Source organism: Stenotrophomonas sp. SMYL8, from assembly GCF_036320065.1.
Lineage (GTDB): Bacteria > Pseudomonadota > Gammaproteobacteria > Xanthomonadales > Xanthomonadaceae > Stenotrophomonas > Stenotrophomonas maltophilia_A.
Genome location: NZ_JAWIRR010000026.1, coordinates 1 through 21,154 on the forward strand (window position 1 = coordinate 1; position 21,154 = coordinate 21,154).

Here is a 21,154-nt window from a genome sequence, read left to right on the forward strand (position 1 = left end):
CCCAGCGCCTGACCGTGGAGAACTCCAGGCCGTGGCGACGGGCAATGGCTTTGACCGATGTGGAGGTCTTGCAGGCCTCTTTGGCGACCTGCAGTTTGAAACGCGCGTCGTATTTGTTCATGTATCCCTCGGGGTTGGATCTAGCGTCCAACTCCCGGGGGTCACTTCAAGGATGGGTTTACGGCGTCTCCCGCCACCGGACCCACCCCGCTATCCCACGGATAGCACGCTTTCGCCGTTGCCGTTGCTCCAAGCAGGTGCAGGGCTGCAAGCCCTGCCGAAACCCCCACCCTCAGCCGTCGCCCTGGATGCCGCCGGGGGCCTGCGCCGGGTCACGCCAGCGGCGCACCGTGCGCTGGAAGAACAGGTTGTTCGGCAGCTGCAGCACCGTGCCCTCGTGGCCGTCGCCGGTCTCCTGCAGCGTGGTGTAGATCAGGTTCACGTCGATCACCCGGCCCTTCAGGCCCGGCTTCTCGCCGTTTTCCAGCACCTCGATGTAGTCGTGCAGGCGGAACGGGCGGGTGGTGAAGATCAGCAGCGTGCAGAAGATGTTGGACAGCACGCTCCACGCCGCGAAGAAGGCCACCGCGCCCACGGCTGCAAAGCCGGTGAACGCGGTCCACAACACCGACGGCTTCGCGCCGAGCAGGCTGAGGATGTACAGCAGGGCACTGAAATAGACCACGAAACTGGTGATCCGGCGCGCACCCATCACCATCTCTGGCGGCAGCGTGTAGTGCTCGGCGAAGCGGCGGATCAGGCGACGGGCGAGCACGCGCAGGAGCCATGCGACCAGCAGCACCAGTACGATCTGCAGCGCCACGCCGGCGTAGTTCAACCACGGGTGGGTCCAGGCGGGCAGGTGATCCTTCAGCGACAACATCATGGGGCGAAAACAGGCGGCGGGAACGGCCCCTGATGTTACCCGGCGCGTGCGGGGGATTCGACCGCCGGGTTCCAGGCCACGCACAACAGCTCCTGGCGGTGCTGCTGCAGGCAGGCGCGGCCATTGTCGGGACGCAGCTGCAGTGACAGGCCCAGCGCCTGCAGCAGGACACAGGCGGTGATCACCAGCAGGGCGGCGCAGGATGGGCTGGACATGGCAGGACTCCTGGACGGCAATTTCGCGAAGGACCTTTCATGGATGCAGCAGCCACCCAAAAGGTTGCATGCCATCGATCATCGATCGGCTCTAAACCTTTTCCCGGGTCGCCGCATCCAAGCGATATGCTCGACACCACCATGCCCGCGCCGCCTGCCGCCAACGACGCCGTCGATGAACCCGCCCTGGTGCGGGCGGCGGCCGCCGGTGATACCGCTGCCTATGAACTGCTGTACCGGCGCCACGCACCCCGTGTATTCGCTGTGCTGTGGCGGCTGTGTGGCGGCCAGCAGGCACGCGCCGAGGACGCGCTGCAGGAAGCGTTCCTGCAGGCGTGGAAGGCGCTACCGGGCTTCCGTTTCGAGAGCAGCCTGTCGACCTGGCTGCACCGGCTGGGCGTCAACGCGGCACTGATGGAGCTGCGCGGACGAGCCGGCGGGCAGGATCACGACAGCCTCGACGAAGTGGACGGAGGGTTGCAGGAGCTGGCAGTGCACGATCGTTGCGCCGGCACCGAACGCGACCTCGAACGGGCACTGTCGACACTGCCGCCACGGGCACGTGCGGTACTGGTACTGCACGACATCGAAGGCTGGAAACACCAGGAAATCGCCGAACAGCTGCAGATGGCCGTCGGCAGTTCCAAGGCACAGTTGCATCGTGCGCGCGGCCTGTTGCGCGCACGGCTGGGAGACATGACATGAGTACACACGACCACGATTCCGACCACGATCTGCTGGCCCGGCTGCGCGCGCTGCCGACCGAACGCGGCGTACCCACCGATGGCTGGGCACGCCTGTCGGCGCAGCTGCCGCCGCGTGAACCGCAGGCGGCACCTGCGCCGGGCGACAACGTGGTGGCCCTGCCAGCGCGCTCGCGGCGTCGCTGGTGGCTGCCGGTCGGTGCGGCATTGGCGGCCAGCCTGGCGCTCTACGCGGTGGCGCCGTGGCGCCATGCGCAGCCGGACGCGCCGGTGCCGTCTACCCTGCAGCTGCAGGCGGCGGTGATGACCGAGCAGTACCAGCAGGCCGTCGCTTCGCTGCCCGATGGACGGGCGCCGGAATGGCAGCCGGCGCTGCACGAACTGGATGAAAGCGCAGCGCAGATCCGTGCCGCCCTGGCGCAGGACCCGCGTGCGCCGCACCTGCTTGGCCAGCTCAAGCGCACCTACGCGCTGCGGCTGGAACTGACCCGGCAGGCGGCCTATGCCGCCGAGTCCGGCTTGACGACCTGAGGAGACCCCCATGACCCGAACCCTGATTTCCTGCTGTGTCGCGCTGCTGCTGGCCCCTGCCGTGGCGCTGGCCGACACCCGCATCGACGAGCGCCACACCCTGGCCGCGGGCGGTCGCATCGAGCTGAGCAATGTGGCCGGCAAGGTGACCGTGCGTGGCTGGGACCGCAATGACGTGCAGCTCACCGGCACGCTCAGCGACGGCCTGCAGCTGCGTCAGGAGAAAAGTGCCAACCGTGTGCGCTGGGAGATCGAATACCCGCGCCGCAGCAGCAATGGTGGCGCGACGCTGGTACTGAACGTGCCGCGCTCGGTGGAGCTGCTGCTGAGCACGGTCAGCGCCAGCCAGGACATCAGTGGCATCGATGTGCGACGGCTGCAGGCCGACACGGTCAGCGGTAGCCTGAGCGCGGCTGGCCGCAGTGGCGACAGCAAGCTCAACACGGTCAGTGGCAGCGTCAGCGCACGCCTGCAGACGCCGAAGCTGGACGTGAACACGGTCAGTGGCCGGATCGAGGCCGGCGGCGGCGTGTCCGGTGATATCGGTGCGCAGACGGTGTCCGGCCGGGTCGAGGTGGACGCCGGGCGCGTGCAGCGGCTGGCGGTGGAGACCGTCTCGGGCAGCATCGATCTGGCAGCGGCCGGGTTGGCTCCTGGCGGCCGCATCAACGTCGAATCGGTCAGTGCCTCGGTCACGCTGAGCCTGCCACGCACGGTGTCGGCACAGCTGTCGGTGAACAGCTTCAGCGGATCGATCAACAGCGATGCCGGGCAGGTGGAGCGCCCGCGCTATGGGCCGGGCAGCCACCTCGATACGCGTCTGGGCAGCGGTGACGGTGACATCCGCATTCAGTCGCATTCGGGCAGTGTGCGGGTACGCCTGGACCGCTGAACGCGATCCGGCAGGCCGCGGCGGCAGCGCCGCCGCGGTCGGTACTGGGTCAGCTGGCTTTCTTCAGCGCCCAGGTGGTGCCGAGGACTTCGATCTTGCCACCGGCCTTGCGGAACGCTGCCAGGTCCGAAGCGATCGAATCGCTGCTGACCACAGTGCTGGCGGCCGCGCCCTTGCGTTCGCTGCGGATGCTGTTGCTGGCCTTCGCGGGGGTCTTTGCCTTGCGGGGCATGGTTGCTCCTGTCAGGTGGAAGGGGAGGAAAGCGCCCAGGCATCGGCCTGGCGCAGGTAGTCCTGCCGCTCGCGGCGGCAGTCATCGCCGCCCATCGAAAACTGGCGGCAGATCGCCGGGCGCTGCGAATAGATCGTGCAGCGCAGGTGATAGGGATCGATCGCTGCGCACCAGCCTTCCTCGTTGCGCGCCATCACGGTACGGCCGTGGGTGTCGCGTGACAGGAACTGGCCGGGCACGTGGTCGCCGGGCTGCAGCAGCACGGGCAGCCGGCAACAGACCGCGTCACAACGGCGGCAGTCGATGGGTGCAGGTGCTGCGTCAGGTTGTAAGGCCACAGGGGCCTGGCGGGTGCCCAAAGCGGGTCTCGATGGCGGCTCAGGTGCTGCGCGGACCATGAACGAGCCAGGAAGGCATGGCCGCTAGGCCCGCGGGGCGGGCCAGGCTGCACTGTGAACACACACCGGCGTGGCCGGCGGAAGGTGCAGCGTGGTTCTAGCCGACCAAGAGTAACTTAGACCGCGTAACGTTTTGTTAATCCTGGCTGGCTGCCGCCAGCGCAAGGCCCTGGACCACGCCCAGCGAGGGCTCGCCGTGGACCATGCGGGCCCCCGGGAAGGCCTCGGCCACGGCCTGGCGCAGGTAGCCGGCACGGGACATGCCGCCGGTCAGGAACACCGCGTCCGGGTCGCCGCCGATGTCGCTGCGGACCTGGGCCAGCAGCTCGCGGATCTGCTCCAGGTAGCCATGGGCGGCGGCGGCCAGGCCGTCGGCGCTGCTGTCGGCATGCAGGTCGCGGGCGATGTAGTCCAGCGTGCTGCGGTGTTCGCTGGCGGCGCTGAGGGCAATCTTGGCGCGTTCGACATCGCGGTACAGGCGGGCGGTGTTGCCGGTGTCCTGCAGGGCCTGCAGGCGCGCGCCCCACGGTTCGTCGACATGGTCGTATTTGTGCTGGCGGAAGTCGCGCTGGCGCGTCATGTCCTGCACGGTGGCGGCTTCCACGTAGTGGTGGGCGGGCACGCGGGTGATGCCGCGGCCGAACAGCGGCATGTAGCTGGACAGGCTCAGCGCCAGGTCGATATCGGTACCGCCGCGGGCGATACCCCAGGCGCGGTGGATGCGCGGCGCAGCATCGCCACCAACCTCGGCGTGGGCGATATCGGTGGTACCGCCGCCGATGTCAACGATCACCGCCTGGTGCCGCTCGCGGCTTTCGGCGTGGTAATGCATGGCCGCCGCGGCCGGTTCCTCGAGGAAATCGATCTGGTCGAAACCGGCCTGGGTGGCGGCTTCGCGCAGGATGTCCAGTGCCTGATCGTTGCCGGCCGCGCCGATCGAGCTGCGGAACTGCACCGGGCGGCCGAGCAGGGCGGCACGCAGCGGCTGGCCAAGCTGGGCGCTGGCGGTCAGGCGGATGTGCTCGAGGATGTGCGCGGCGATGCCGGTGATGGTCTGCTTCGCGCGCGGGTGCAGGTTGTAGCCCAGCATCGACTTCGGGCTCTGCACCAGGTTGCCTTCGTGTTCCTCGAAATAGGCTTCCAGCGCGTCGTCGCCGTAGACCGCGTTCTGCAGCAGGTCGCTGGCGCTGCGCTCCTTGCCGGCGCGGGCTTCCATCCATTCCCGGCGCAGTGCGCGCAGGGCTTCGCGGCGCAGCGCCTGCGGCGTGCGTTCCTGGCCGGCGGCGCGGGCCGCGCGCGCGGCGCTGTCGATCATCTGCTGCAGCTCGTGTTCCTGACCGGCGTCGAGCTGGAAGTCGTCCGGGTCGGGCACCACGCCAGGGAAGTACACGCTGGTGCGGAACTGCTCGGCGTCGCCGAAGCGGATCGGCAGCAGTTTCCCCTCATGCACGATGGCGGCGGCGGAGTTGCTGGTACCGAAGTCGATGCCGAGGCGCATGGGGAGTTCCGGGGGCGATCAGGGGCCGCGCACTCTGCTGCAGTTCGTCGCCGACTGCAAGTTCCTGCGGCCTTCTGTTCTGGGTGGGGGTTCCGGATCGGGTCATGCGAGCCGCCGGGCGCTGGCCGGAAAAGGGCAGGGAGCCAGGCGGTTACAATGGCGGCTGTTGATTCACTTTGAGGTACTTGCTGATGTCTTCTGCCCCCGCCTGCCCGCAGTGCACCCTGGAAAACACCTACGCCGATGGTGCGCTGTGGATCTGCGCCGACTGCGGTTTCGAATGGACCGCCGAGGAAAGCGCCGGTTCCGCCCTGGTCGTGCGTGACAGCAACGGCAACACCCTGCAGGCCGGCGACACCGTCACCGTGATCAAGGACCTGAAGGTCAAAGGCTCCTCGATCCCGCTCAAGCAGGGCACCGTGATCCGCAACATCCGCCTGGTCGAGGATGACGCCGAGCACATCGAAGGCAACTCGGACAAGATCAAGGGTCTGGTCCTGAAGACCTGCTTCCTCAAGAAGGCCTGATCGCCTTCAGCGCCTGGCCTGCTGCTGCGCGCGCCAGCGGGCCAGGCTGTCCAGCTTGGCCTGGTAGCGCGCCTGCTCCGGCGCGCCCCCCAGTTCCTGCGCACGCAGCAGTTCGCGATCGGCGCGCTTGAGCTGGCCAGCCAGGAAATAGACCCGTGCCAGCCCGAAGTGGAACTGATGCGCGGTGTCATACAGGCGAACGGCCTGCCGGTAATAGCGGATCGCCTGGTCCAGCTGGCCGGCACGTTCGGCCTTGGCGCCGAACATGTACTGTGCGAACGGATCTTCGCGCTGCACCGACTTCAACCGGCGCTCAAGTGACTGCGCCTGCGCGGTCAAGCCCAGGCTGCGGAACAGCGCGGAGGCATTGGTCAGTGCGGCACCCTGGCGGCCTTCCAGCTGCAGCGATCGGTCCAGCGCCTGCCGCGCCGCCTCGTTGTTGCCTTCGCGGTGGTCGAGCACGCCGAGGTTGTTCCACACCGGAGCGAACCCGCTGTCCTGAGCCAGGGACGCGTCGAAGAATGCACGCGCGCCGACGAAATCACCGTCGGCGAGGCGCTCCGCACCCCGGTTGTTGTAGAAGTGCGCCAACGCCCGCGCACGGCTGACGGGAACCGGGCCGCGGCGGTCATAGAGCACATTGCGGTCCAGATCGACGGTACCGAAACGCCCACCGACGTCGACACCGGCGTTGACGTGGCCGACGCTGTAGACCACGCCCGCGTCCTGGTCCTGGTACCAGGACACCACCTGCCCGACTTCCTGCACGCGGGCCTGGATGCCAGCCTCCCGCGCAAGCGTCACGAACAGCAGGGTGAAGGCCAGGCAGTTGGCGCGGCGGTGCTGCCAGATATCGCTGACGGTGTAGGTCGCATTGGCGTCGTACTGCAGGTCCAGCCCGTGCTGGTCGAAGATCATCTCCACGAGCGCCTGCAGCCGCTGGTCGCGGGAGTAGCTGCGCTGGATCACCTGCTTCTGGAGCATCGCACGCAGGTCCGCGGGAATGGCGAACACTTCTTCCGGGGTCGGCACACGTGCGGCCGACACGGTGATGGTCGGGGTCGTCACCACATCGGCGGGCGGTGCCTGGCCTGCGCCGAAGGCAGGAGCACAGAAGGCCAGCAGCGAAAGAGTGAGGCAATGGGCGGCAGAACGGTACATGACGGTTCCCGGCAGCGGCGGGCGCTCCCGCCTGTGGCGAGTGTATGCCCATGGATGTCCGGCTGCAGCGACCGTTGGTCGGCGCCGCGTTCATCCACAACCGGTGTGGACCAGCGCTCGACAAAGCTGTGGACAACTGGCTCCGGGCCCCGCCCGGCAAGCGTTGTGAGTGCGTGGTGAAAAAACCGCCAGCTTGCCCGGCGCCGGCGCAGGCGGGATGATCCGGTCATGGACTTCTCACCGCTGACGCTTGCCCCGGCGCAGTGGCAGGCGCTGCAGGACAGCTATGCAACGCCGCCAAGGGCCTACCACCACTTCGGCCATGTGCGCGCGGTGCTGCAGCATTGCCAGGATGTCGCCGACGGCCCCGGCTGGAAGCAGCCGGCCGAGATCTATCTGGCCGTGCTCTATCACGATGCGATCTACCAGGCGGGGCGCAAGGACAACGAGGCGCGTTCGGCGCAGCTGGCTCTGCAGGCGATCACACAGGCGCCAGAGCTTGCCACTGTCGACGCCGCTCGCGTGGAGCAATTGATCCTGCTGACCGCCCGCCACGGCGCGCTTGGTCCGGAGGATGTGGATGCCGAGGCGGCGCTGTTCCTGGACTGCGACATGGCGATCCTGGCCGCGCCGGAACCGGTGTTCGCTGCCTATGACCGTGGCGTGGCCGAAGAATACAAAGGGGTGGTGCCGGGCTTCCTGTACCGTGCCGGCCGTCGCCGCTTCCTGCAGGGCCTGCTGCGCGCTCCGCGGATATTCCTCAGCGAGTTCTTCCACCAGCGCCTGGACGCGGCCGCCCGTGACAACCTGCGACGTCAGCTGGGCGTTTGAGCCGGCCCGGTACACTGGTGACCTGTTTCCAATGATTGCCGTTTCCGACCGTGTCCGTCCCTGATCCCGATCCCCGCCCGCTGCCACCGGAAGAACCCGGCCCCAACGAATGCTGCGGCAGTGGTTGCCCGCTGTGTGTGCTGGACCTGTATTCCGATGAGCTGCAGCGCTACCGCAAGGCGCTGGCCGAGTGGAAGACGCGGCATCCAGAGGCCGCACCATGAGCCGTGCACGCCCGGCGGCGGTGCTGGCGCTGGTGGCACTGGTGCTGTTCGTGGCCACCGCGCTGTGGACCCAGGTTGCGCGCAGTGATCTGGACTGGGTGCGGGCGACCTTGAGCCTGTACCTGCACGGGCCGTGGGGGCTGGCATTGCGCGCTGCCTACTGCCTGCTGGCGCTGGCCATTGCGGCGCTTGGCATTGCGCTGTATCGCGGCAGCATCGGCCCGCGGCGCAGTGCGGCCGCACCATTGCTGTTCACGGTTTCCGCGCTGGGGCTGGCGACGGTCGCCATCGGCGACAGCTGGCTGCCTGAAGCAACACCGCTGCTGGCACCGTTCATCCATGGGCTGGCAGCCAACACGGCGTTCCTGTGTGCCAGCGTCGGCATGCTGCTGCAGGCCTGGTATCTGCGCCGCGAACCGGGTTGGCAGTCCGCTGCGGGCCTGCTCTGGGGCTGGGCATGGCTGGCCTTTGTGCTGCTGTGGCTGCATGTGCTGTGGCGTGGTGGACCACCGCGTGGGCTGGGACAGAAAGTGGTGATCGCGGTGATCGTTGGCTGGCTGCTGTATCTGGCGATGGCGCTGTACCGTCGCAGCCGTCGGGCCGCAGCCCACTGAATCCCCAACGGCCTGCGCCGGTACGTGCCGTGCACGCGGCGGCGGCGTATCGTGTGCGCATTCCATCGGGGATGCGATATGAAGCGTGCAGGGCTGGGCAGGGCAATGGGTGTGGTACTGGCGCTGGCCGCGCTGCCGGCAACGGCGGCCGTGACCCCGCAGCAGTTCAGCCATGGGCGGTTCGAGCAGATTCCGGTGCACATGCCATCCGGCACGCCGCAACGGGTGGTGATCTGGTTCCACGAACCCACGGCCGGTGGTGACACCAGCCGCCTGCCGATCGAGGCCCTGCGTGCCGATGGCGCGCTGGTCGCGGCAGTGGACATTGCGCACCTGCGCGGTGTGCTCAAGCGCGAGGGGGACCTGACCTGTTCGTTCGGTTCCGGTGACGTCGAGAATTTCTCACGTTGGCTGCAGGCCTCGCTGCATCTGCCCGGCTACCACCTGCCGCTGGTCGGCGGTGATGGCGAAGGTGCCGAGATGGCCTATTCGCTGGCAGCGCAGGCCGATACCCAGGTGTTTGCCGGTGTACTGACCACCGGCTTCTGCCCGGACCACAACCACCAGCGCATGGTCTGCGGCGATGGTGTGAAGCACGGCAGGCTGCAGCCGGCCGAACTGAATTTTCCGTGGTTGAGCGCGGCCGGTGACCGCGGCTGCAAGGTCGGCCAGGCCAGCGCGTTCGTGCAGCAGGTCGCGATGGCACGCGAGTTCAAGCGCACCGCGCGCGGTGATGCGTCACCGGGCCTGGTGGCTGCGGCACGGGTGATCGGCGCGCAGGCCGGCGTCAGCCTGGCACCGCCGCCTGCTGCACTGAAGGGCCTGCCCGTGGTGGAAATGCCGGCGACCGGCAGCGGCGATACGCTGGCGGTGTTCGTCTCCGGTGACGGTGGCTGGGCTGGCCTGGACAAGAACGTGGCGTCGTCACTCAACGAGCATGGCGTGGCGGTCGTCGGCATCGATTCGCTGCGCTACTTCTGGAGCGAGCGCACACCGAAGGGCTTTGCGGGCGACCTGCAGAAGATCATCGACCACTACCGCCAGCAATGGCACCGCGACAAGGTGATGTTGATCGGTTTTTCGCAGGGCGCCGACGTGCTGCCGGCCACCATCAACCAGCTCGACGCTGGCACCCGTGAGGCGCTGGAGCGCATCGTGCTGCTGTCGGTGGGCAGGAAGGCCGACTTCGAATTCCATGTCAGCAACTGGCTGGGCGGTGGCGGCGACGGCCTGCCGATTGCACCGGAAGTGGTCAGGCTGCCGGCGGAAAAAACGCTGTGCGTGTACGGCGACAAGGATGAGGACGCGCTGTGCCCGGATCTGCCGGCCAATGACGGCGTGAGGAAGGTGAAGCTGCCGGGCGACCACCATTTCGGGGGTGACTACGACCGCCTCGCCGAAGTGATCCTGAAGGGCGGGGTGTAGCGTTTGGTAGACGCCGACCTTGGTCGGCGCTGGGGCTGAAGGTGCCGTGGAATGAGCGTGTCGACCAAGGTCGACACCTACCAGGCGCATGTAGCGTCGAGCCACGCTCGACGGCTGTTGGTAGACGCCGACCTTGGCCGGCGCCGGGGCTGAAGGCGCCGCGGGATGAGCGTGTCGACCAAGGTCGACACCTACCCGGCGCATGTAGCGTCGAGCCACGCCCGACGGCTGTTGGTAGACGCCGACCTTGGTCGGCGCCGGGGCTGAAGGTGCCGTGGAATGAGCGTGTTCACCAGGGTCGACACCTACCGGGTGGCAGGTAGCGCCGGGTCATGCCCGGCGGATCGCGGCTTCAATTCCGCCGCGGATCCAGCGAGATCAGGCGCGTGGCATCCAGCAGCGCGGCCGGCAGATGCATGCCGCCGGGCGCGGCGAGATAGCGCGGCCGCCACTGCGGATCGAACTTCGATTTGAAGCGGCGCAGGCCACTGAACCCGTAGAAGCGTTCGCCGTGCCGCGCCAGCAGACCGGCCAGTCGGTTCCAGCGACCGGCCAGCCGATGCTGTGCCAGCCCGGACAACGGTGCCATGCCCAGCGAGAAACGCGCATAGCCCTGCGCGCGGCCCCACAGGAACAGTTCGATGAAGAGGAAGTCCATCGTGCCCTTCGGTGCTTCGTTGACGTGGCGCATCAGGTCGACCGACAGCTCGGCGCCGGCCGGTGCCTGCCACAGGTTGGCGAACGCCACGATCTGGCCCTCGGCCTCGACCAGCGCCACCGGGAAGCGCACCAGGTAATCCGGGTCGTAGCTGCCCAGCGAGAAGCCCTTCTCATCGCCGGCCTTGTCTTCCAGCCATGCATTGGAAATTGCGTGCAGGCGCGGCAGCAGGCTGGGAATTTCCTCCACCGGTGCCACGCGGAAGGTCAGGCCACCGCGCTTGCCCCGGTTCCAGGCTTGGCGCAGATCGGCGCGTTCGCGGCCTTCCAGGCCGAAGTCATGCAGCGGCACCATCGCTTCCTCGCCCAGCTTGACCAGGCCCAGGCCCAGGTCGAGGTAGGTCTGCCAGTAGGTCTCGCCCACCTGGTAGAACACCGGGCGCAGGCCCAGCCGGTCGGCTTCCTCGCGGAAGCGCCAGATCAACGCGCGCGCCACGTCAGGCGGGCCGACTGGATCGCCCATCGCGATCAGCGAACCGCCGTAGCGCTGCATCATCACGAAGCCCTGTTTCGCGTCATCGCGCAGCACCGCCTTGTCGGCGGTCAGTACCAGGCAGGCCTGGGTATCGGTGGCACCGGCCAATACCGGCGCCAGCGACTGCAGCGTGGCTTCGTCGGCGGGTTGCAGCGGGCTGCGCGTGCTGTGCAGCAGCCGCGCAAGGCCGAACATCACCAGTGCGATGGCCACCACCAGCAACGCGCGCAACGCACGCGGCGCGTTGCCGGACAGCGCGAACTGCCACCACAGCTCGTTCTGGTATTCGACATGGCTGTAGGTGAAGAACAGCAGCCAGGTCACCGCCACCAGCACCAGGCCGAGGTTACGCAGCCACGGCCACGACCAGGCTTCATCCAGCAGGGCACCCTGGCGGTAGAACTCGCGGCGTGCGGCCCACAGTGCCATCGCCACCAGCACTGCGGAAACTGCGATCAGCCATTGGCCACCACGCAGCCACAACGGCAACGGGGTGACCACGCACACCACCATCGCCAGCATCCACGCCGCATGGCTGCGCCGGGCCAGGCCCTGGCCGATCAGCAGCAGCGCGACCCCGCTGAGGCTGCCGATCAGGTGCGAGGTTTCCAGGATCGGCAGCGAGGCGTTGACCAGGTGACGGCGCGGCGTCGGCAGCGTGCCGTCGATGACCAGCGCGGCGCCGATGCTGAACACCGCCAGCGCGATGATCTGCGGCAGCCACGGGCGCAGCGCGTTCCAGCCGGCGCGGGTTGCGCCGGCACTGGCCTGTAGCGGCTGACGCAGTGCCGGCGCGAGCGCGAGGAGCGTGGCCAGCACCAGCGGCAGTACGTAGTAGGTGACGCGGTAGATCAGTGCAGCCGCCAGCACCGCAGCCGGTGCCACCTGTGGCAACAGCTTCAACAGGCTCCATTCGAATACGCCCAGGCCCGCGGGAACCGTCGAGACCAAGCCGGCCAGCACTGCCACCAGGTACAGGCCGACGAAGCCCGGCAGGCCGGTCGGCGTGGAGTCCGGCAGCAGCACGTAGAACGCGGCACTGGCCAGCACCAGTTCGATCACGCTGAGTACGGTGACACCCAGCATGGTGCGGCGGTCGGGCAACCAGAGTGCATGGCCGAACACGCTGAACTGCCGTCCCTCGCGGCCGACCAGCAACACGGTGCCCACAAATGCGAGCAGGGCGGCCACGCCGACCACGCGCACCGCGTCTGGATTCAACGGCAACGCCAATGCCGCCGCTGCAGGCTCCATGCACAGTGCCACGCTGATCAACAGCCACGCACCGAACACGAAACCGAGCGTACTCATCAGCACCACCTGGCCGATCTGCGCCAGGTCCAGGCCGGCGCTGCGGTAGCCGCGCAGACGCACGGCGCCGCCGGTCAGTGCGGCAAAGCCCACGGTCTGGCCGAGGGTGTGCGCGAGGAAGGCGGTGATGCCGATGCGCGCGGGGTGCACGCGGATGCCGCTGCGACGCAGGCCGATGGCATCGAAACCGATCAGGCAGGCGTAGCTGGCCAGGCCGAGTACCACGGTGAGCGCGATCTGCGTGCCGCTGAGCTGCCGGAACGCCTGGCGGATGGCGCGATAGCCGTGCTCGTCGAACTCGTTGGCCAGGCCGTGCAGGGCCAGGGCGAGGATCAGCAGGGGGATGACGATGGTGGCAACCCGCTTCCAGGTTGGCGTGGAAGAGGCATTGGTGGAATCGACGGGGGCGGTCATCGGCGCAAGGGTGCGGCAGGAGGGGCGAGGGCGGTGTCAACGCGGGCGTGGCGCATCGTGCGCCTGTCATCGTCATTTGACCAGTGGGACCGTCCGAGTCCGGTAGTGACGTGTCGCGGAGGACGCCCGTGCACCCACCGTCGACCGGTTTGGAGGACAATGCAGGCCTGATCAACCGCAGGAGCCACGCCCATGATGGAGCGTTACGACGTCGGACCGCGCATGTCCGAAATGACCGTATACAACAAGGTCGCCTATCTCTCCGGCCAGATTCCGGAAGACACCAGCCAGGACATCACCGGCCAGACCCGGCAGGTGCTGGCAGAAATCGACAAGCTGCTGGCGTTGGTCGCCAGTGACCGCCAGCACGTGCTGCGCGCCGAGGTGTTCCTGGCCGACATGGCTGACTTCGACGGCATGAACAAGGCGTGGGATGAGTGGGTGGTCGAGGGTGCGACCCCGGCGCGTGCCACGGTCGAGGCCAAGCTGGCCCACGCTGACTGGAAGGTCGAGATCGTAGTGACGGCGGCGGTACCGTAACGGCAGGCAAGGTCAGGTCCCACCAGCGGAGGGTAGAGTCGACGGTTAGTCGACTATCGCGCGCAGCGCGGGGTTTTGCGCCGCCGGAACGAAGAGCAGTCGACAAACAGTCGACTCTACCCCGCCGCTCCACTGCCGGTTGGTCTGGTGGCTACGTTGGCACCAGCTCGATGCAGTCCACCGGGCACGGTGGAATGCACAGCTCGCAACCGGTGCACAGATCGGCAATGACCGTGTGCATGTACTTGGCGCCACCGACGATGGCATCCACCGGGCAGGCCTGGATGCACTTGGTGCAGCCGATGCAGTCGGCTTCCACGATCAATGCCACCTGCGGCGCCTTGTGCTCGCCGCGCGAACGATCAAACGGAATGGCGGGTACGTCCAGTACCTGCGCCAGTGCGCGCGCGCCAGCGTCGCCGCCCGGCGGGCAGCGGTCCACGCCTGCCTCGCCGCGCGCCATGGCCTGCGCGTACGGGCGGCAGCCGTCGTAGCCGCATTGCCCGCATTGGGTCTGCGGCAGCAGGCGGTCGAGGCGTTCGGTCAGGGGAGGAATCAGGCTCATGCGTGGCGAAGGCTGCGCGTTGGGGTTACTTCAAGGGTTTGCCACGGAACCAGCGCTCGTGGGCCAGCGCCAGCATCGGCTTGTCCTCGGAACTGTCACCGTAGGCATGGATGCGCACGTAGCGTGACAGATCGAACTGGCGGCGGATGTGCTCGACCTTGCGCGGGCCACAGTCGCCACCGGCATAGCGACCTGTGAGACGGCCGTCCTGGCTCTCCAGCCGGTTGCAGATCAACTGCAGGCCCAGCTGTTCGCACCACGGCCGCAGGTACAGGTCCAGCGAGCCGGACACGATCACCACGGTGTGCTGCTGTTCCTTGTGCCAGCGGATCTGCTCCAGCATTTCCGGGCGCACCACGTCGGGCAGGAACTCACGCGAGAAGCCGGCGGCCAGCGTGGCGATGTCATCGCTGTGGCGGTCGCTGAAGGTCAAACGGGTGACGTGCGCGCGGATGCGCTCGGCCGAGATCAGTTTCAGCTTGTATGCGGCCAGCCACGGGCCGACTTTCCACCACGCCTGCGCCAGCTGTTCGGCCGTGGCCACGCGGCGCAGGAATCGGCCATAGGTATCGCAGGTGGTCACGGTGTGGTCGAAGTCGAACAGCGCCAGTTCCATTCCGTTGCCTCCCATCGCGTTGCCCCGAGGCCGGTGCTGCCGGCGGGCGTGGCCGCAACCACGCCCGCTGCGGGCATCAGCGGACCGGCATGCCCGGCTGCGCGCCGCCGTCGGCGTCCAGCAGCGCCAGCGCGCCGCCGTCGAAACCGGCCGACAGGATCATGCCTTCGCTCAGGCCGAAGCGCATCTTGCGCGGGGCCAGGTTGGCGATGAACACCACACTGCGGCCGACCAGCTTCTCCGGCTCGCCGTAGCTGGCGCGGATGCCGGAGAAGATCTGGCGCTTGCCCAGCTCGCCGGCGTCCAGTTCGAAGCGCAGCAGCTTGTCAGAACCTTCCACGAACTCGCAGACCAGCACCTTGCCGATGCGCAGGTCGAGCTTGGCGAAATCGTCGATGCCGATGTAGGCCGGAGCATCGGCACCCTTGGCTTCGTCCTTGGCCGGTGCCGGTGCGGCCGGCTTGGCGGCGTCGGTCTTGGCGGCGGGGGCGGCAGCGGCGGCCGGCTGCAGGGTGTCCTTGGAGGCGTCGATCATGGCGTCAATCTTCTTCGGGTCGATACGGGTGAACAGCGGGGTGTACTCGGTGATGCGATGGCCCAGCAGCGGCTGCGCCAGTTCGGTCCAGTCGGTCACCGGCGCGGCCAGGAAGGCCTCGGCCTGCGCAGCGGTGGCCGGCAGCACCGGCTTCAGGGCGGTGACCAGCACGCGGAACAGGTTCAGGCCCTGGCTGCACACGGCCTGCAGCTGCGCGTCGGCGCCATCCTGCTTGGCGATCACCCACGGCTTGACGTCGTCGATGTAGCGGTTGGCTTCGTCGGCCAGGGTCATGGTCAGGCGGATCGCCGCGGCCGGATCGTTGCGCTCGTAGGCTTCACGGATCGGCGCCAGGCCGTCGACGAAGCGCTGGTACTGCGCCGCATCGGGCAGCTGTGCGGCCAGCTGGCCGTCGAAACGCTTGCTGATGAAGCCGGCGCAGCGGCTGGCCAGGTTGACGAACTTGCCGACCAGGTCTGCGTTGACGCGGGCGATGAAGTCACCCAGGTTCAGGTCGAGATCGTCGACGCCACCGCCGGACTTGGCGGCGTAGTAGTAGCGCAGCGCTTCCGGCTCCAGGCCGGCGTCGAGGAAGGTACGCGCCATCACGAAGGTGCCGCGCGATTTGCTCATCTTGGCGCCGTCTACGGTCAGGTAGCCGTTGACGTGCAGGCGGGTCGGCGCGCGGTGGCCGGTGCCATGCAGCACCGCCGGCCAGAACAGGCCGTGGAAGTTGACGATGTCCTTGCCGATGAAGTGGTGCAGCTCGGTGGCGGTGCCGGCGCGCAGGTGCGCTTCGAAGTCTTCGCCGAGCTTGCTGCACAGGGTCTGGAAGCTGGACAGGTAGCCGATCGGCGCGTCCAGCCAGACGTAGAAGTACTTGCCCGGCTGGCCGGGAATCTCGAAGCCGAAGTAGGGTGCATCGCGCGAGATGTCCCACGCGCGCAGGCCACCTTCGGCATTGAGCCACTCACCCAGCTTGGCCTTCACGCCCGGGAGGGCGACATCGCCGGCCAGCCATTCGCGCAGGAATGCATCGAAGTGGCCCACCTCGAAGAAGAAGTGCTCCGAATCGCGCATTTCCGGCGTGGCACCGGAGATGACCGAACGCGGCTCCTTCAGGTCGGTCGGCGCATAGGTGGCGCCGCAGACTTCGCAGTTGTCGCCGTACTGGTCGGGGCTGCCGCAGTTCGGGCAGATGCCCTTGACGTAGCGGTCGGGCAGGAACATGCCCTTGGCCGGGTCGTAGAACTGCGCCACCGAGCGACGGCTGATGTGGCCGGCCGCTTCCAGCTTCAGGTAGAACTGCTCGGTCAGCGCCTTGTTGGCCGCCGAGTTGGTCGAGTCGTAGTGGTCGAAGGCCACGCCGAAGGCGGCGAAGTCACGTTCGTGGCTGGCCTGGATGTTGGCGATGAAGGTTTCCGGGGTGACCCCGGCCTTTTCCGCAGCCAGCATGATCGGCGTGCCGTGGGTGTCGTCGGCGCAGACGAACCAGGCCTTGCCGCCGCTCATTCGCCGCGCGCGCACCCAGATGTCAGCCTGGATGTAGCCGACCAGATGGCCCAGGTGCAGGGGGCCGTTGGCGTAGGGCAGGGCGGTGGTGACGAGCGCGGTACGGGTCATGGTCGCGGGGTGCAGCCGAGGGGAACCGCAGAGTATCGCATGCCTGCAACGAGGTGACCCGGCCGGGGCCGGGTCACGGGGATGAAGCGGGGGCCGGGGCGCTTACTCGCGCTGCCAGGTCTGCGCGCGGCAGATGAAGGCAATGCAGCCGGACACATCCAGCTTGGTACCGCCGGGCTGCAGTTCCATCTTCGACTTGTAGGTCTTGCCGTTGGCCGGGTCGAGGATGGTGCCGCCGGACCACTTGTTGGTGCCGTCGGCCTTCAGGTTCCAGAGGATGGTCATGCCCTTCACGGGCTTGTTCCTGTTGGCGCCTTCACAGCCGTCGCAGACCGGGTTCGGGCCCTTGTCCGAGTGCAGGATGTCGACCACCTTGCCGGTCAGCGTGCCGTTGGCGGCCTGGGTGATCTCGACGATCGACTTCACCTTGCCGGTCTTGTCGTCGATGGTCTTCCAGCGGCCGGCGGCGCCGTCGGCGGCCTGGGCCGACAGGGCGGCCAGGCACAGCGGCAGTGCCAGCAGCAGGGTCTTGAAGGTGTTGCGCATGGTCCCCTCCCAGGGTTCATTCCGGCACGCTGCCGGCATGGGTCGACTGTATACCCATTCGGCGGGGTATGGGGAAGGGGGCTTTGCAGGGCTGCGCCCCGCCTCTGACAGATTTCTGCGGCTGTTGGTAGGTGTCGACCTTGGTCGACACGGTAGATCCACGCCATGCGTGGATGAATCTCGATTGAAGAACGCTCAACCGACTTCGTACAGCTCCAGCGGCAGGTCGTCGGGGTCGGCGAAGAAGGTGAAGCGGCGGCCGGTGTATTCGTCCACGCGGATCGGTTCGCACACCACGCCATGCGCAGCCAGACGCTGGATGAAGGGTTCCAGCCGGGCGACGCGGAACGCGAGGTGGCGCAGGCCCTGGGCTTCCGGGCGGCTGGGACGGGGCGGCGTCGAGGGGAAGGAGAACAGTTCCAGCTGGCCACCGTCGGGCAGGGCCAGGTCCAGCTTCCAGGAATCGCGCGCGGCACGGTGGTTCTCGGCCAGCACGCGCAGGCCGAGGATGCGCACGTAGAAGTCCTTCGAGCGTGCGTAGTCGCTGCAGATCAGTGCGGCGTGGTGGATGCCCAGCAGGGCGTCGGCATCGCGGGTCATTGCAGGGTGTCCAGCCAGCGCCGGGCGATCTTCAGCGCCAGCGGATAGGGTTCGGGGTCGTTGCGGTTGGTCAGCACGATCACGGTCAGGTGCTTCTCCGGGTGGCGCACGATCACGTTGCGGAAGCCGATGCTCTCGCCGCTGTGCCATTGCACCGGGCCATTCAGGTGCCAACCGAAGCCGTAGTGCGGCGCGTCCGGCTCAGTGGTTGCGGTGGACGGGCTGAACATGGCGCGGCGCGAGGCCTTCGACAGCAGGCGGTCGTCGTACAGCGCCGCATCCCAGCGGGCCAGGTCGTCCAGCGAGGAATAGATGCCGCCATCGCCGAGCACGGCGCTGGTGGTGCTCTGGTCGGTGCGTTGCCAGCGACCGTCGATCCAGCTGTAGCCATAGGCACGTGCTGGCACCGTATCGACACCGTCCTGGTGGGCCACGGTGTGGGCCATGCCCAGCGGCGCGAAGACGCGCTGCTGCAGGAAGGCGGCGAAATTCTGGCCGGAGGCGCGGCCGACGATCATTGCCAGCAGTGCATAGCCGCTGTTGCTGTAGCGGTACTGCGTGCCCGGTGCGAAGTTCAGCCGGTCCTGGCGCGACAGCAGGGCCAGCACATCGGCATCGTGTACCTGCCGTGTGTCCGCCGGGTCCATCAGGTCTTCGTAGTCGAGCAGGCCGCTGGTGTGCGAGAGCAGCTGGCGGATCGTGATGGCCGCTGCAGCCGGCGGCAACTCGGGCAGCCACTGCCGGGCTGGCTGGTCGAGCCCAAGCCGGCCATCCTCCACCAGCAGCAGCACCGCCGCAGCGGTGAACTGCTTGCTGACCGAGGCCAGCCGGAAGTTGCTGGCTGCGGTGATCGTGGTGCCGTCCTCCAGCACCGCCAGGCCGTAGCCGCGGCGGAACACCGGTTGCCCGTCATGCAGCACCAGCACGGCGGCGCCGGGTACCTGGCCATCGTAGGCCTGCATCAGGCCGTCGATGCCCGCATCCGGTGGGGTCAGCACCGGTGCGGCGGAGGTGGCCAGCGGCAGCAGGCCCAGCACGGCGGCGAACAGGACGACGGCAGGGCGCATGGCGGCTCCGGAGGGGTCAGGGTGAAGGCGCGGGTGTGGCGCTGGCCGGCTGCGCCATCCAGCGCTCCATCTTGCGGTCCAGCACGTCCAGCGGCATCGAGCCATCCTTCAGCAGTTCGGCGTGGAAGCGGCGCAGGTCGAAGGCGGCACCCTGGCGTGCCTTGGCCTTGTCGCGCAGGGCGACAATGGTGGTCAGGCCGGCCACGTTGGACAGCGCCTGGCCGGGCTGGGCCATGATCCGCTCGACTTCGGCGTTGGCGTCATCGCTGCTCATGTCCACGGTCTTCTGCAGGTATGCCACGGCCTGCTGCTTGCTCCAGCCCTGGGCGTTCACGCCGGTGTCGGCCACCACGCGGGCAGCGCGCAGCAGGCGCGAATACAGGTAGCCGATGCGGTCGTAGGGATCGGTATAGATGCCCAGGTTCTCACCCAGTGTTTCGGCATACAGGCCCCAGCCTTCGACGAAGGCGAGATCGCCACCCAGGCGGCGGAAGCGCGGCAGCTTGGCCAGCTCCTGCTGCAGGCCCAGTTGCACGTGGTGGCCGGGGATCGCTTCATGCAGGTACTGCACCGGCACGTTCCAGCGCTTGCGGCTGGCCAGGTCGCGGGTGTTCACGTACAGCACGCCCGGTTGCCCGGCCGCAGACGGCTGGTAGGCCGCTGCTGCGGCGGTCAGTGCACGCTCCGGTTCCACCGCGCGCACGTCCAGCGTGGACTTGGGCAGGGTATCGAGCACCTGCGGCAGGCGTGCGTTGACCTGCTGCTGCACCTGGCGATAGCGGTTGATCAACGCATTGGCGTCGCCGTACTGGAACTGGCGGTCGTTACGCATGCTGCGCAGCAGCTTGGCCGGCGTGCCGCGCAGCTTGGCGTCCTTCATCACCGTGGCGATCTGCGCCTGCAGTTCCTGCACGCGCTGTTCGCCCAGCGCGTGCAGCTGCGCGGCGGTCTGGTCGCTGGCCGTGGTCTGCACGATCAGGTTGGCGTACCAGGCCTGGCCATCGGGCAGTGCGCCCAGGCCGCTGCTGGTGCGCGAGGCGGGCAGGTATTCGGTGGCGATGAAACCGCGCAGGGCACGATAGGCCGGCATGATGCGCAGTTCGATCATGCGCTTGTATTCGGCGCTGATGCGGGCCTTGTCCTCGGCCGCGATGGTGTTGGGCATGGTGCGGATCGGCGACCAGAAGATGCTCTCTTCAGCAGTCGGCTTGATCACTGCATCCAGCTGCGGCAGTACCTTTTCCATCAGGTCGCGTGGCTGCACCACGCCGGCCTTCATGCCCTGGCGCATGTTGTCGATGGCCTGGTCAAACAGCTCGGGAATGCCCAGCGAACGGCGCGACCAGGTGTCGTAGTCCTGTACGGTGTTGAACGGCTGTGCGCCGGCACCTGCGCCGAGGATCGCCATGATGCTGCCGACGTTGTAGTACTGGCTGATCGGCATCATCCAGCTCGGGTAGCGCTCGGCGGCCAGCGAAGCGCGCGCGTCGCGCACGAAGATCTCGTAGCTGAGCAGGTCCTGGCCCTGCAGGCCGTCGCTGCCGAGTTTCTCGACCTTGCCCAGCCACTCGGTGGTGAAGTCGTGCGATTGCTGGCGCCACGCGGCGGACAGGATGTTGGGCAGCTGGTCGTTGTAGCGGGCCTCGCCCTGGAAGGTTGCCTGCAGCGGATTCAACCGCATCGAGGCATCCCAGTATTCGTCATACAGGCGCTCCAGCTGCACCTGCTTGGGTACGGCGCGGGCCGGTGCGACCGGACGCGGCGTGGCGCGGCGCGCCGAACTGCCACGGGCCGGCGCGGTAGCGCGGGCAGGCCGGGCCTTGGGCTTGGCGGCCTGGCGGGTCTGCGCGGCGGCAGGGCGGCTGGCCTTCTTTTTCGCTGCTTCGGCCGACGGCACGGCGCTGAACAGGAACAACGCGGCGATGGCGGCGGCCAGGGCGCGGGTGGGATGCGGCATCAGGAGCTTCCGTGGAACACAGACCGTGGAGCTTGCACGATCCGGCCGCG

At 67.9% G+C, this 21,154-nt stretch carries 24 protein-coding genes; 9 read left to right on the forward strand and 15 right to left on the reverse strand.

The genetic code is table 11. The features are described 5' to 3' along the window. The 3 genes from V3B25_RS17265 to V3B25_RS17275 form a co-directional block, all read right to left on the reverse strand. A partial coding sequence (locus V3B25_RS17265) for a transposase (protein ID WP_329810563.1) occupies positions 1–121 on the reverse strand: 121 nt, incomplete at its 3' end. Positions 122–292: 171 nt separating this feature from the next. Then, entirely contained in the window at positions 293–886 is a 594-nt protein-coding gene (locus V3B25_RS17270) for a mechanosensitive ion channel family protein (protein ID WP_080291803.1), read from the reverse strand. 35 nt (positions 887–921) lie between these two features. Beyond that, positions 922–1,101: a hypothetical protein gene (locus tag V3B25_RS17275; RefSeq protein WP_189720790.1), complete on the reverse strand. Its 180-nt coding sequence runs from the start codon at positions 1,099–1,101 to the stop codon at positions 922–924. A gap of 126 nt (positions 1,102–1,227) precedes the next feature. Between V3B25_RS17275 and V3B25_RS17280 the strand changes: the two genes are divergently transcribed. From V3B25_RS17280 to V3B25_RS17290, 3 genes are read left to right on the forward strand one after another with little or no spacing between them, the layout of a single operon-like run. Then, positions 1,228–1,806: an RNA polymerase sigma factor gene (locus tag V3B25_RS17280; protein WP_032129359.1), complete on the forward strand. Its 579-nt coding sequence runs from the start codon at positions 1,228–1,230 to the stop codon at positions 1,804–1,806. Then, positions 1,803–2,336: a hypothetical protein gene (locus V3B25_RS17285; RefSeq protein ID WP_329811055.1), complete on the forward strand. Its 534-nt coding sequence runs from the start codon at positions 1,803–1,805 to the stop codon at positions 2,334–2,336. The genes V3B25_RS17280 and V3B25_RS17285 overlap by 4 nt, the downstream gene beginning before the upstream one ends. Before the next feature lie 10 nt (positions 2,337–2,346). Then, positions 2,347–3,228, forward strand: coding sequence for a DUF4097 family beta strand repeat-containing protein (locus V3B25_RS17290; protein ID WP_049421040.1), 882 nt, complete (start codon positions 2,347–2,349; stop codon positions 3,226–3,228). A gap of 49 nt (positions 3,229–3,277) precedes the next feature. Here the strand turns inward: V3B25_RS17290 and V3B25_RS17295 are convergent, their stop codons facing one another. The 3 genes from V3B25_RS17295 to V3B25_RS17305 all read right to left on the reverse strand — a co-directional run bounded on the left by V3B25_RS17295 (position 3,278) and on the right by V3B25_RS17305 (position 5,356). Further along, positions 3,278–3,460, reverse strand: a complete 183-nt coding sequence (locus V3B25_RS17295) for a hypothetical protein (RefSeq protein ID WP_005410566.1) — start codon at positions 3,458–3,460, stop codon at positions 3,278–3,280. Between the two features lie 11 nt (positions 3,461–3,471). Beyond that, the gene (locus tag V3B25_RS17300; RefSeq protein WP_081113744.1) at positions 3,472–3,765 is read right to left on the reverse strand and encodes a YkgJ family cysteine cluster protein; all 294 of its coding nucleotides are present in this window, start codon (positions 3,763–3,765) and stop codon (positions 3,472–3,474) included. A 229-nt stretch (positions 3,766–3,994) separates the two neighbouring features. After that, positions 3,995–5,356: an Hsp70 family protein gene (locus tag V3B25_RS17305; protein ID WP_032129362.1), complete on the reverse strand. Its 1,362-nt coding sequence runs from the start codon at positions 5,354–5,356 to the stop codon at positions 3,995–3,997. A 191-nt stretch (positions 5,357–5,547) separates the two neighbouring features. Between V3B25_RS17305 and V3B25_RS17310 the strand changes: the two genes are divergently transcribed. Next, positions 5,548–5,883, forward strand: coding sequence for a zinc ribbon domain-containing protein YjdM (locus V3B25_RS17310; protein ID WP_019337002.1), 336 nt, complete (start codon positions 5,548–5,550; stop codon positions 5,881–5,883). A gap of 6 nt (positions 5,884–5,889) precedes the next feature. Here V3B25_RS17310 and V3B25_RS17315 read toward each other — a convergent pair whose 3' ends face one another. Further along, the gene (locus tag V3B25_RS17315; RefSeq protein ID WP_329811056.1) at positions 5,890–7,044 is read right to left on the reverse strand and encodes a tetratricopeptide repeat protein; all 1,155 of its coding nucleotides are present in this window, start codon (positions 7,042–7,044) and stop codon (positions 5,890–5,892) included. Between the two features lie 228 nt (positions 7,045–7,272). On the opposite strand from V3B25_RS17315, the gene V3B25_RS17320 reads away from it, so the two are divergent. From V3B25_RS17320 to V3B25_RS17335, 4 genes are all read left to right on the forward strand, one after another. After that, positions 7,273–7,875: a hypothetical protein gene (locus tag V3B25_RS17320; RefSeq protein WP_049421037.1), complete on the forward strand. Its 603-nt coding sequence runs from the start codon at positions 7,273–7,275 to the stop codon at positions 7,873–7,875. Between the two features lie 50 nt (positions 7,876–7,925). Continuing rightward, a complete protein-coding gene (locus tag V3B25_RS17325; protein WP_049398321.1) occupies positions 7,926–8,099 on the forward strand; it encodes an oxidoreductase-like domain-containing protein in 174 nt (57 codons plus the stop codon). Beyond that, complete coding sequence (locus V3B25_RS17330; protein ID WP_032130397.1) at positions 8,096–8,713, forward strand: DUF998 domain-containing protein; 618 nt, start codon at positions 8,096–8,098, stop codon at positions 8,711–8,713. The genes V3B25_RS17325 and V3B25_RS17330 overlap by 4 nt, the downstream gene beginning before the upstream one ends. 78 nt (positions 8,714–8,791) lie before the next feature. Continuing rightward, positions 8,792–10,138, forward strand: a complete 1,347-nt coding sequence (locus V3B25_RS17335; protein ID WP_329811057.1) for an AcvB/VirJ family lysyl-phosphatidylglycerol hydrolase — start codon at positions 8,792–8,794, stop codon at positions 10,136–10,138. Positions 10,139–10,490: 352 nt separating this feature from the next. Here the strand turns inward: V3B25_RS17335 and mprF are convergent, their stop codons facing one another. After that, positions 10,491–13,055, reverse strand: coding sequence for a bifunctional lysylphosphatidylglycerol flippase/synthetase MprF (mprF, locus tag V3B25_RS17340; protein WP_329811058.1), 2,565 nt, complete (start codon positions 13,053–13,055; stop codon positions 10,491–10,493). A 192-nt stretch (positions 13,056–13,247) separates the two neighbouring features. Between mprF and V3B25_RS17345 the strand changes: the two genes are divergently transcribed. Then, on the forward strand, positions 13,248–13,595 hold the full coding sequence (locus tag V3B25_RS17345; RefSeq protein WP_005410556.1) for a RidA family protein: 348 nt from the start codon (positions 13,248–13,250) through the stop codon (positions 13,593–13,595). 151 nt (positions 13,596–13,746) lie between these two features. Here the strand turns inward: V3B25_RS17345 and rnfB are convergent, their stop codons facing one another. The 7 genes from rnfB to V3B25_RS17380 all read right to left on the reverse strand — a co-directional run bounded on the left by rnfB (position 13,747) and on the right by V3B25_RS17380 (position 21,104). Then, complete coding sequence (rnfB, locus tag V3B25_RS17350) at positions 13,747–14,160, reverse strand: Rnf electron transport complex subunit RnfB (RefSeq protein WP_080291848.1); 414 nt, start codon at positions 14,158–14,160, stop codon at positions 13,747–13,749. 25 nt (positions 14,161–14,185) lie between these two features. Continuing rightward, on the reverse strand, positions 14,186–14,776 hold the full coding sequence (locus V3B25_RS17355) for an HAD family hydrolase (RefSeq protein WP_329811059.1): 591 nt from the start codon (positions 14,774–14,776) through the stop codon (positions 14,186–14,188). Positions 14,777–14,852: 76 nt separating this feature from the next. Next, positions 14,853–16,934, reverse strand: a complete 2,082-nt coding sequence (gene metG / locus V3B25_RS17360) for a methionine--tRNA ligase (RefSeq protein WP_329811060.1) — start codon at positions 16,932–16,934, stop codon at positions 14,853–14,855. 102 nt (positions 16,935–17,036) lie between these two features. Further along, the gene (locus V3B25_RS17365) at positions 17,037–17,480 is read right to left on the reverse strand and encodes a DUF2147 domain-containing protein (protein ID WP_049421044.1); all 444 of its coding nucleotides are present in this window, start codon (positions 17,478–17,480) and stop codon (positions 17,037–17,039) included. Positions 17,481–17,675: 195 nt separating this feature from the next. Further along, positions 17,676–18,080, reverse strand: coding sequence for a VOC family protein (locus V3B25_RS17370; RefSeq protein WP_049421045.1), 405 nt, complete (start codon positions 18,078–18,080; stop codon positions 17,676–17,678). Then, positions 18,077–19,147 (reverse strand): serine hydrolase domain-containing protein, encoded by a 1,071-nt coding sequence (locus tag V3B25_RS17375; RefSeq protein ID WP_329811061.1) that lies wholly within the window; start codon positions 19,145–19,147, stop codon positions 18,077–18,079. Before V3B25_RS17375 ends, V3B25_RS17370 begins: the two co-directional genes overlap by 4 nt. A gap of 16 nt (positions 19,148–19,163) precedes the next feature. Then, positions 19,164–21,104 carry a DUF885 family protein gene (locus tag V3B25_RS17380; protein ID WP_049421047.1) on the reverse strand — a complete coding sequence of 647 codons (1,941 nt, stop codon included), beginning with the start codon at positions 21,102–21,104 and terminating at the stop codon, positions 19,164–19,166. Positions 21,105–21,154 lie beyond the last annotated feature (50 nt).

What these genes read in the sequence shown, in the direction of transcription:
- V3B25_RS17270 (WP_080291803.1), bottom strand. Translation starts at nt 886, where the DNA reads ATGATGTTGTCGCTGAAGGATCACCTGCCCGCCTGGACCCACCCGTGG.
- V3B25_RS17275 (WP_189720790.1), bottom strand. Translation starts at nt 1,101, where the DNA reads ATGTCCAGCCCATCCTGCGCCGCCCTGCTGGTGATCACCGCCTGTGTC.
- V3B25_RS17280 (WP_032129359.1), top strand. Translation starts at nt 1,228, where the DNA reads ATGCTCGACACCACCATGCCCGCGCCGCCTGCCGCCAACGACGCCGTC.
- V3B25_RS17285 (WP_329811055.1), top strand. Translation starts at nt 1,803, where the DNA reads ATGAGTACACACGACCACGATTCCGACCACGATCTGCTGGCCCGGCTG.
- V3B25_RS17290 (WP_049421040.1), top strand. Translation starts at nt 2,347, where the DNA reads ATGACCCGAACCCTGATTTCCTGCTGTGTCGCGCTGCTGCTGGCCCCT.
- V3B25_RS17295 (WP_005410566.1), bottom strand. Translation starts at nt 3,460, where the DNA reads ATGCCCCGCAAGGCAAAGACCCCCGCGAAGGCCAGCAACAGCATCCGC.
- V3B25_RS17305 (WP_032129362.1), bottom strand. Translation starts at nt 5,356, where the DNA reads ATGCGCCTCGGCATCGACTTCGGTACCAGCAACTCCGCCGCCGCCATC.
- V3B25_RS17310 (WP_019337002.1), top strand. Translation starts at nt 5,548, where the DNA reads ATGTCTTCTGCCCCCGCCTGCCCGCAGTGCACCCTGGAAAACACCTAC.
- V3B25_RS17315 (WP_329811056.1), bottom strand. Translation starts at nt 7,044, where the DNA reads ATGTACCGTTCTGCCGCCCATTGCCTCACTCTTTCGCTGCTGGCCTTC.
- V3B25_RS17320 (WP_049421037.1), top strand. Translation starts at nt 7,273, where the DNA reads ATGGACTTCTCACCGCTGACGCTTGCCCCGGCGCAGTGGCAGGCGCTG.
- V3B25_RS17330 (WP_032130397.1), top strand. Translation starts at nt 8,096, where the DNA reads ATGAGCCGTGCACGCCCGGCGGCGGTGCTGGCGCTGGTGGCACTGGTG.
- V3B25_RS17335 (WP_329811057.1), top strand. Translation starts at nt 8,792, where the DNA reads ATGAAGCGTGCAGGGCTGGGCAGGGCAATGGGTGTGGTACTGGCGCTG.
- mprF (WP_329811058.1), bottom strand. Translation starts at nt 13,055, where the DNA reads ATGACCGCCCCCGTCGATTCCACCAATGCCTCTTCCACGCCAACCTGG.
- V3B25_RS17345 (WP_005410556.1), top strand. Translation starts at nt 13,248, where the DNA reads ATGATGGAGCGTTACGACGTCGGACCGCGCATGTCCGAAATGACCGTA.
- rnfB (WP_080291848.1), bottom strand. Translation starts at nt 14,160, where the DNA reads ATGAGCCTGATTCCTCCCCTGACCGAACGCCTCGACCGCCTGCTGCCG.
- V3B25_RS17355 (WP_329811059.1), bottom strand. Translation starts at nt 14,776, where the DNA reads ATGGAACTGGCGCTGTTCGACTTCGACCACACCGTGACCACCTGCGAT.
- metG (WP_329811060.1), bottom strand. Translation starts at nt 16,934, where the DNA reads ATGACCCGTACCGCGCTCGTCACCACCGCCCTGCCCTACGCCAACGGC.
- V3B25_RS17365 (WP_049421044.1), bottom strand. Translation starts at nt 17,480, where the DNA reads ATGCGCAACACCTTCAAGACCCTGCTGCTGGCACTGCCGCTGTGCCTG.
- V3B25_RS17370 (WP_049421045.1), bottom strand. Translation starts at nt 18,080, where the DNA reads ATGACCCGCGATGCCGACGCCCTGCTGGGCATCCACCACGCCGCACTG.
- V3B25_RS17375 (WP_329811061.1), bottom strand. Translation starts at nt 19,147, where the DNA reads ATGCGCCCTGCCGTCGTCCTGTTCGCCGCCGTGCTGGGCCTGCTGCCG.
- V3B25_RS17380 (WP_049421047.1), bottom strand. Translation starts at nt 21,104, where the DNA reads ATGCCGCATCCCACCCGCGCCCTGGCCGCCGCCATCGCCGCGTTGTTC.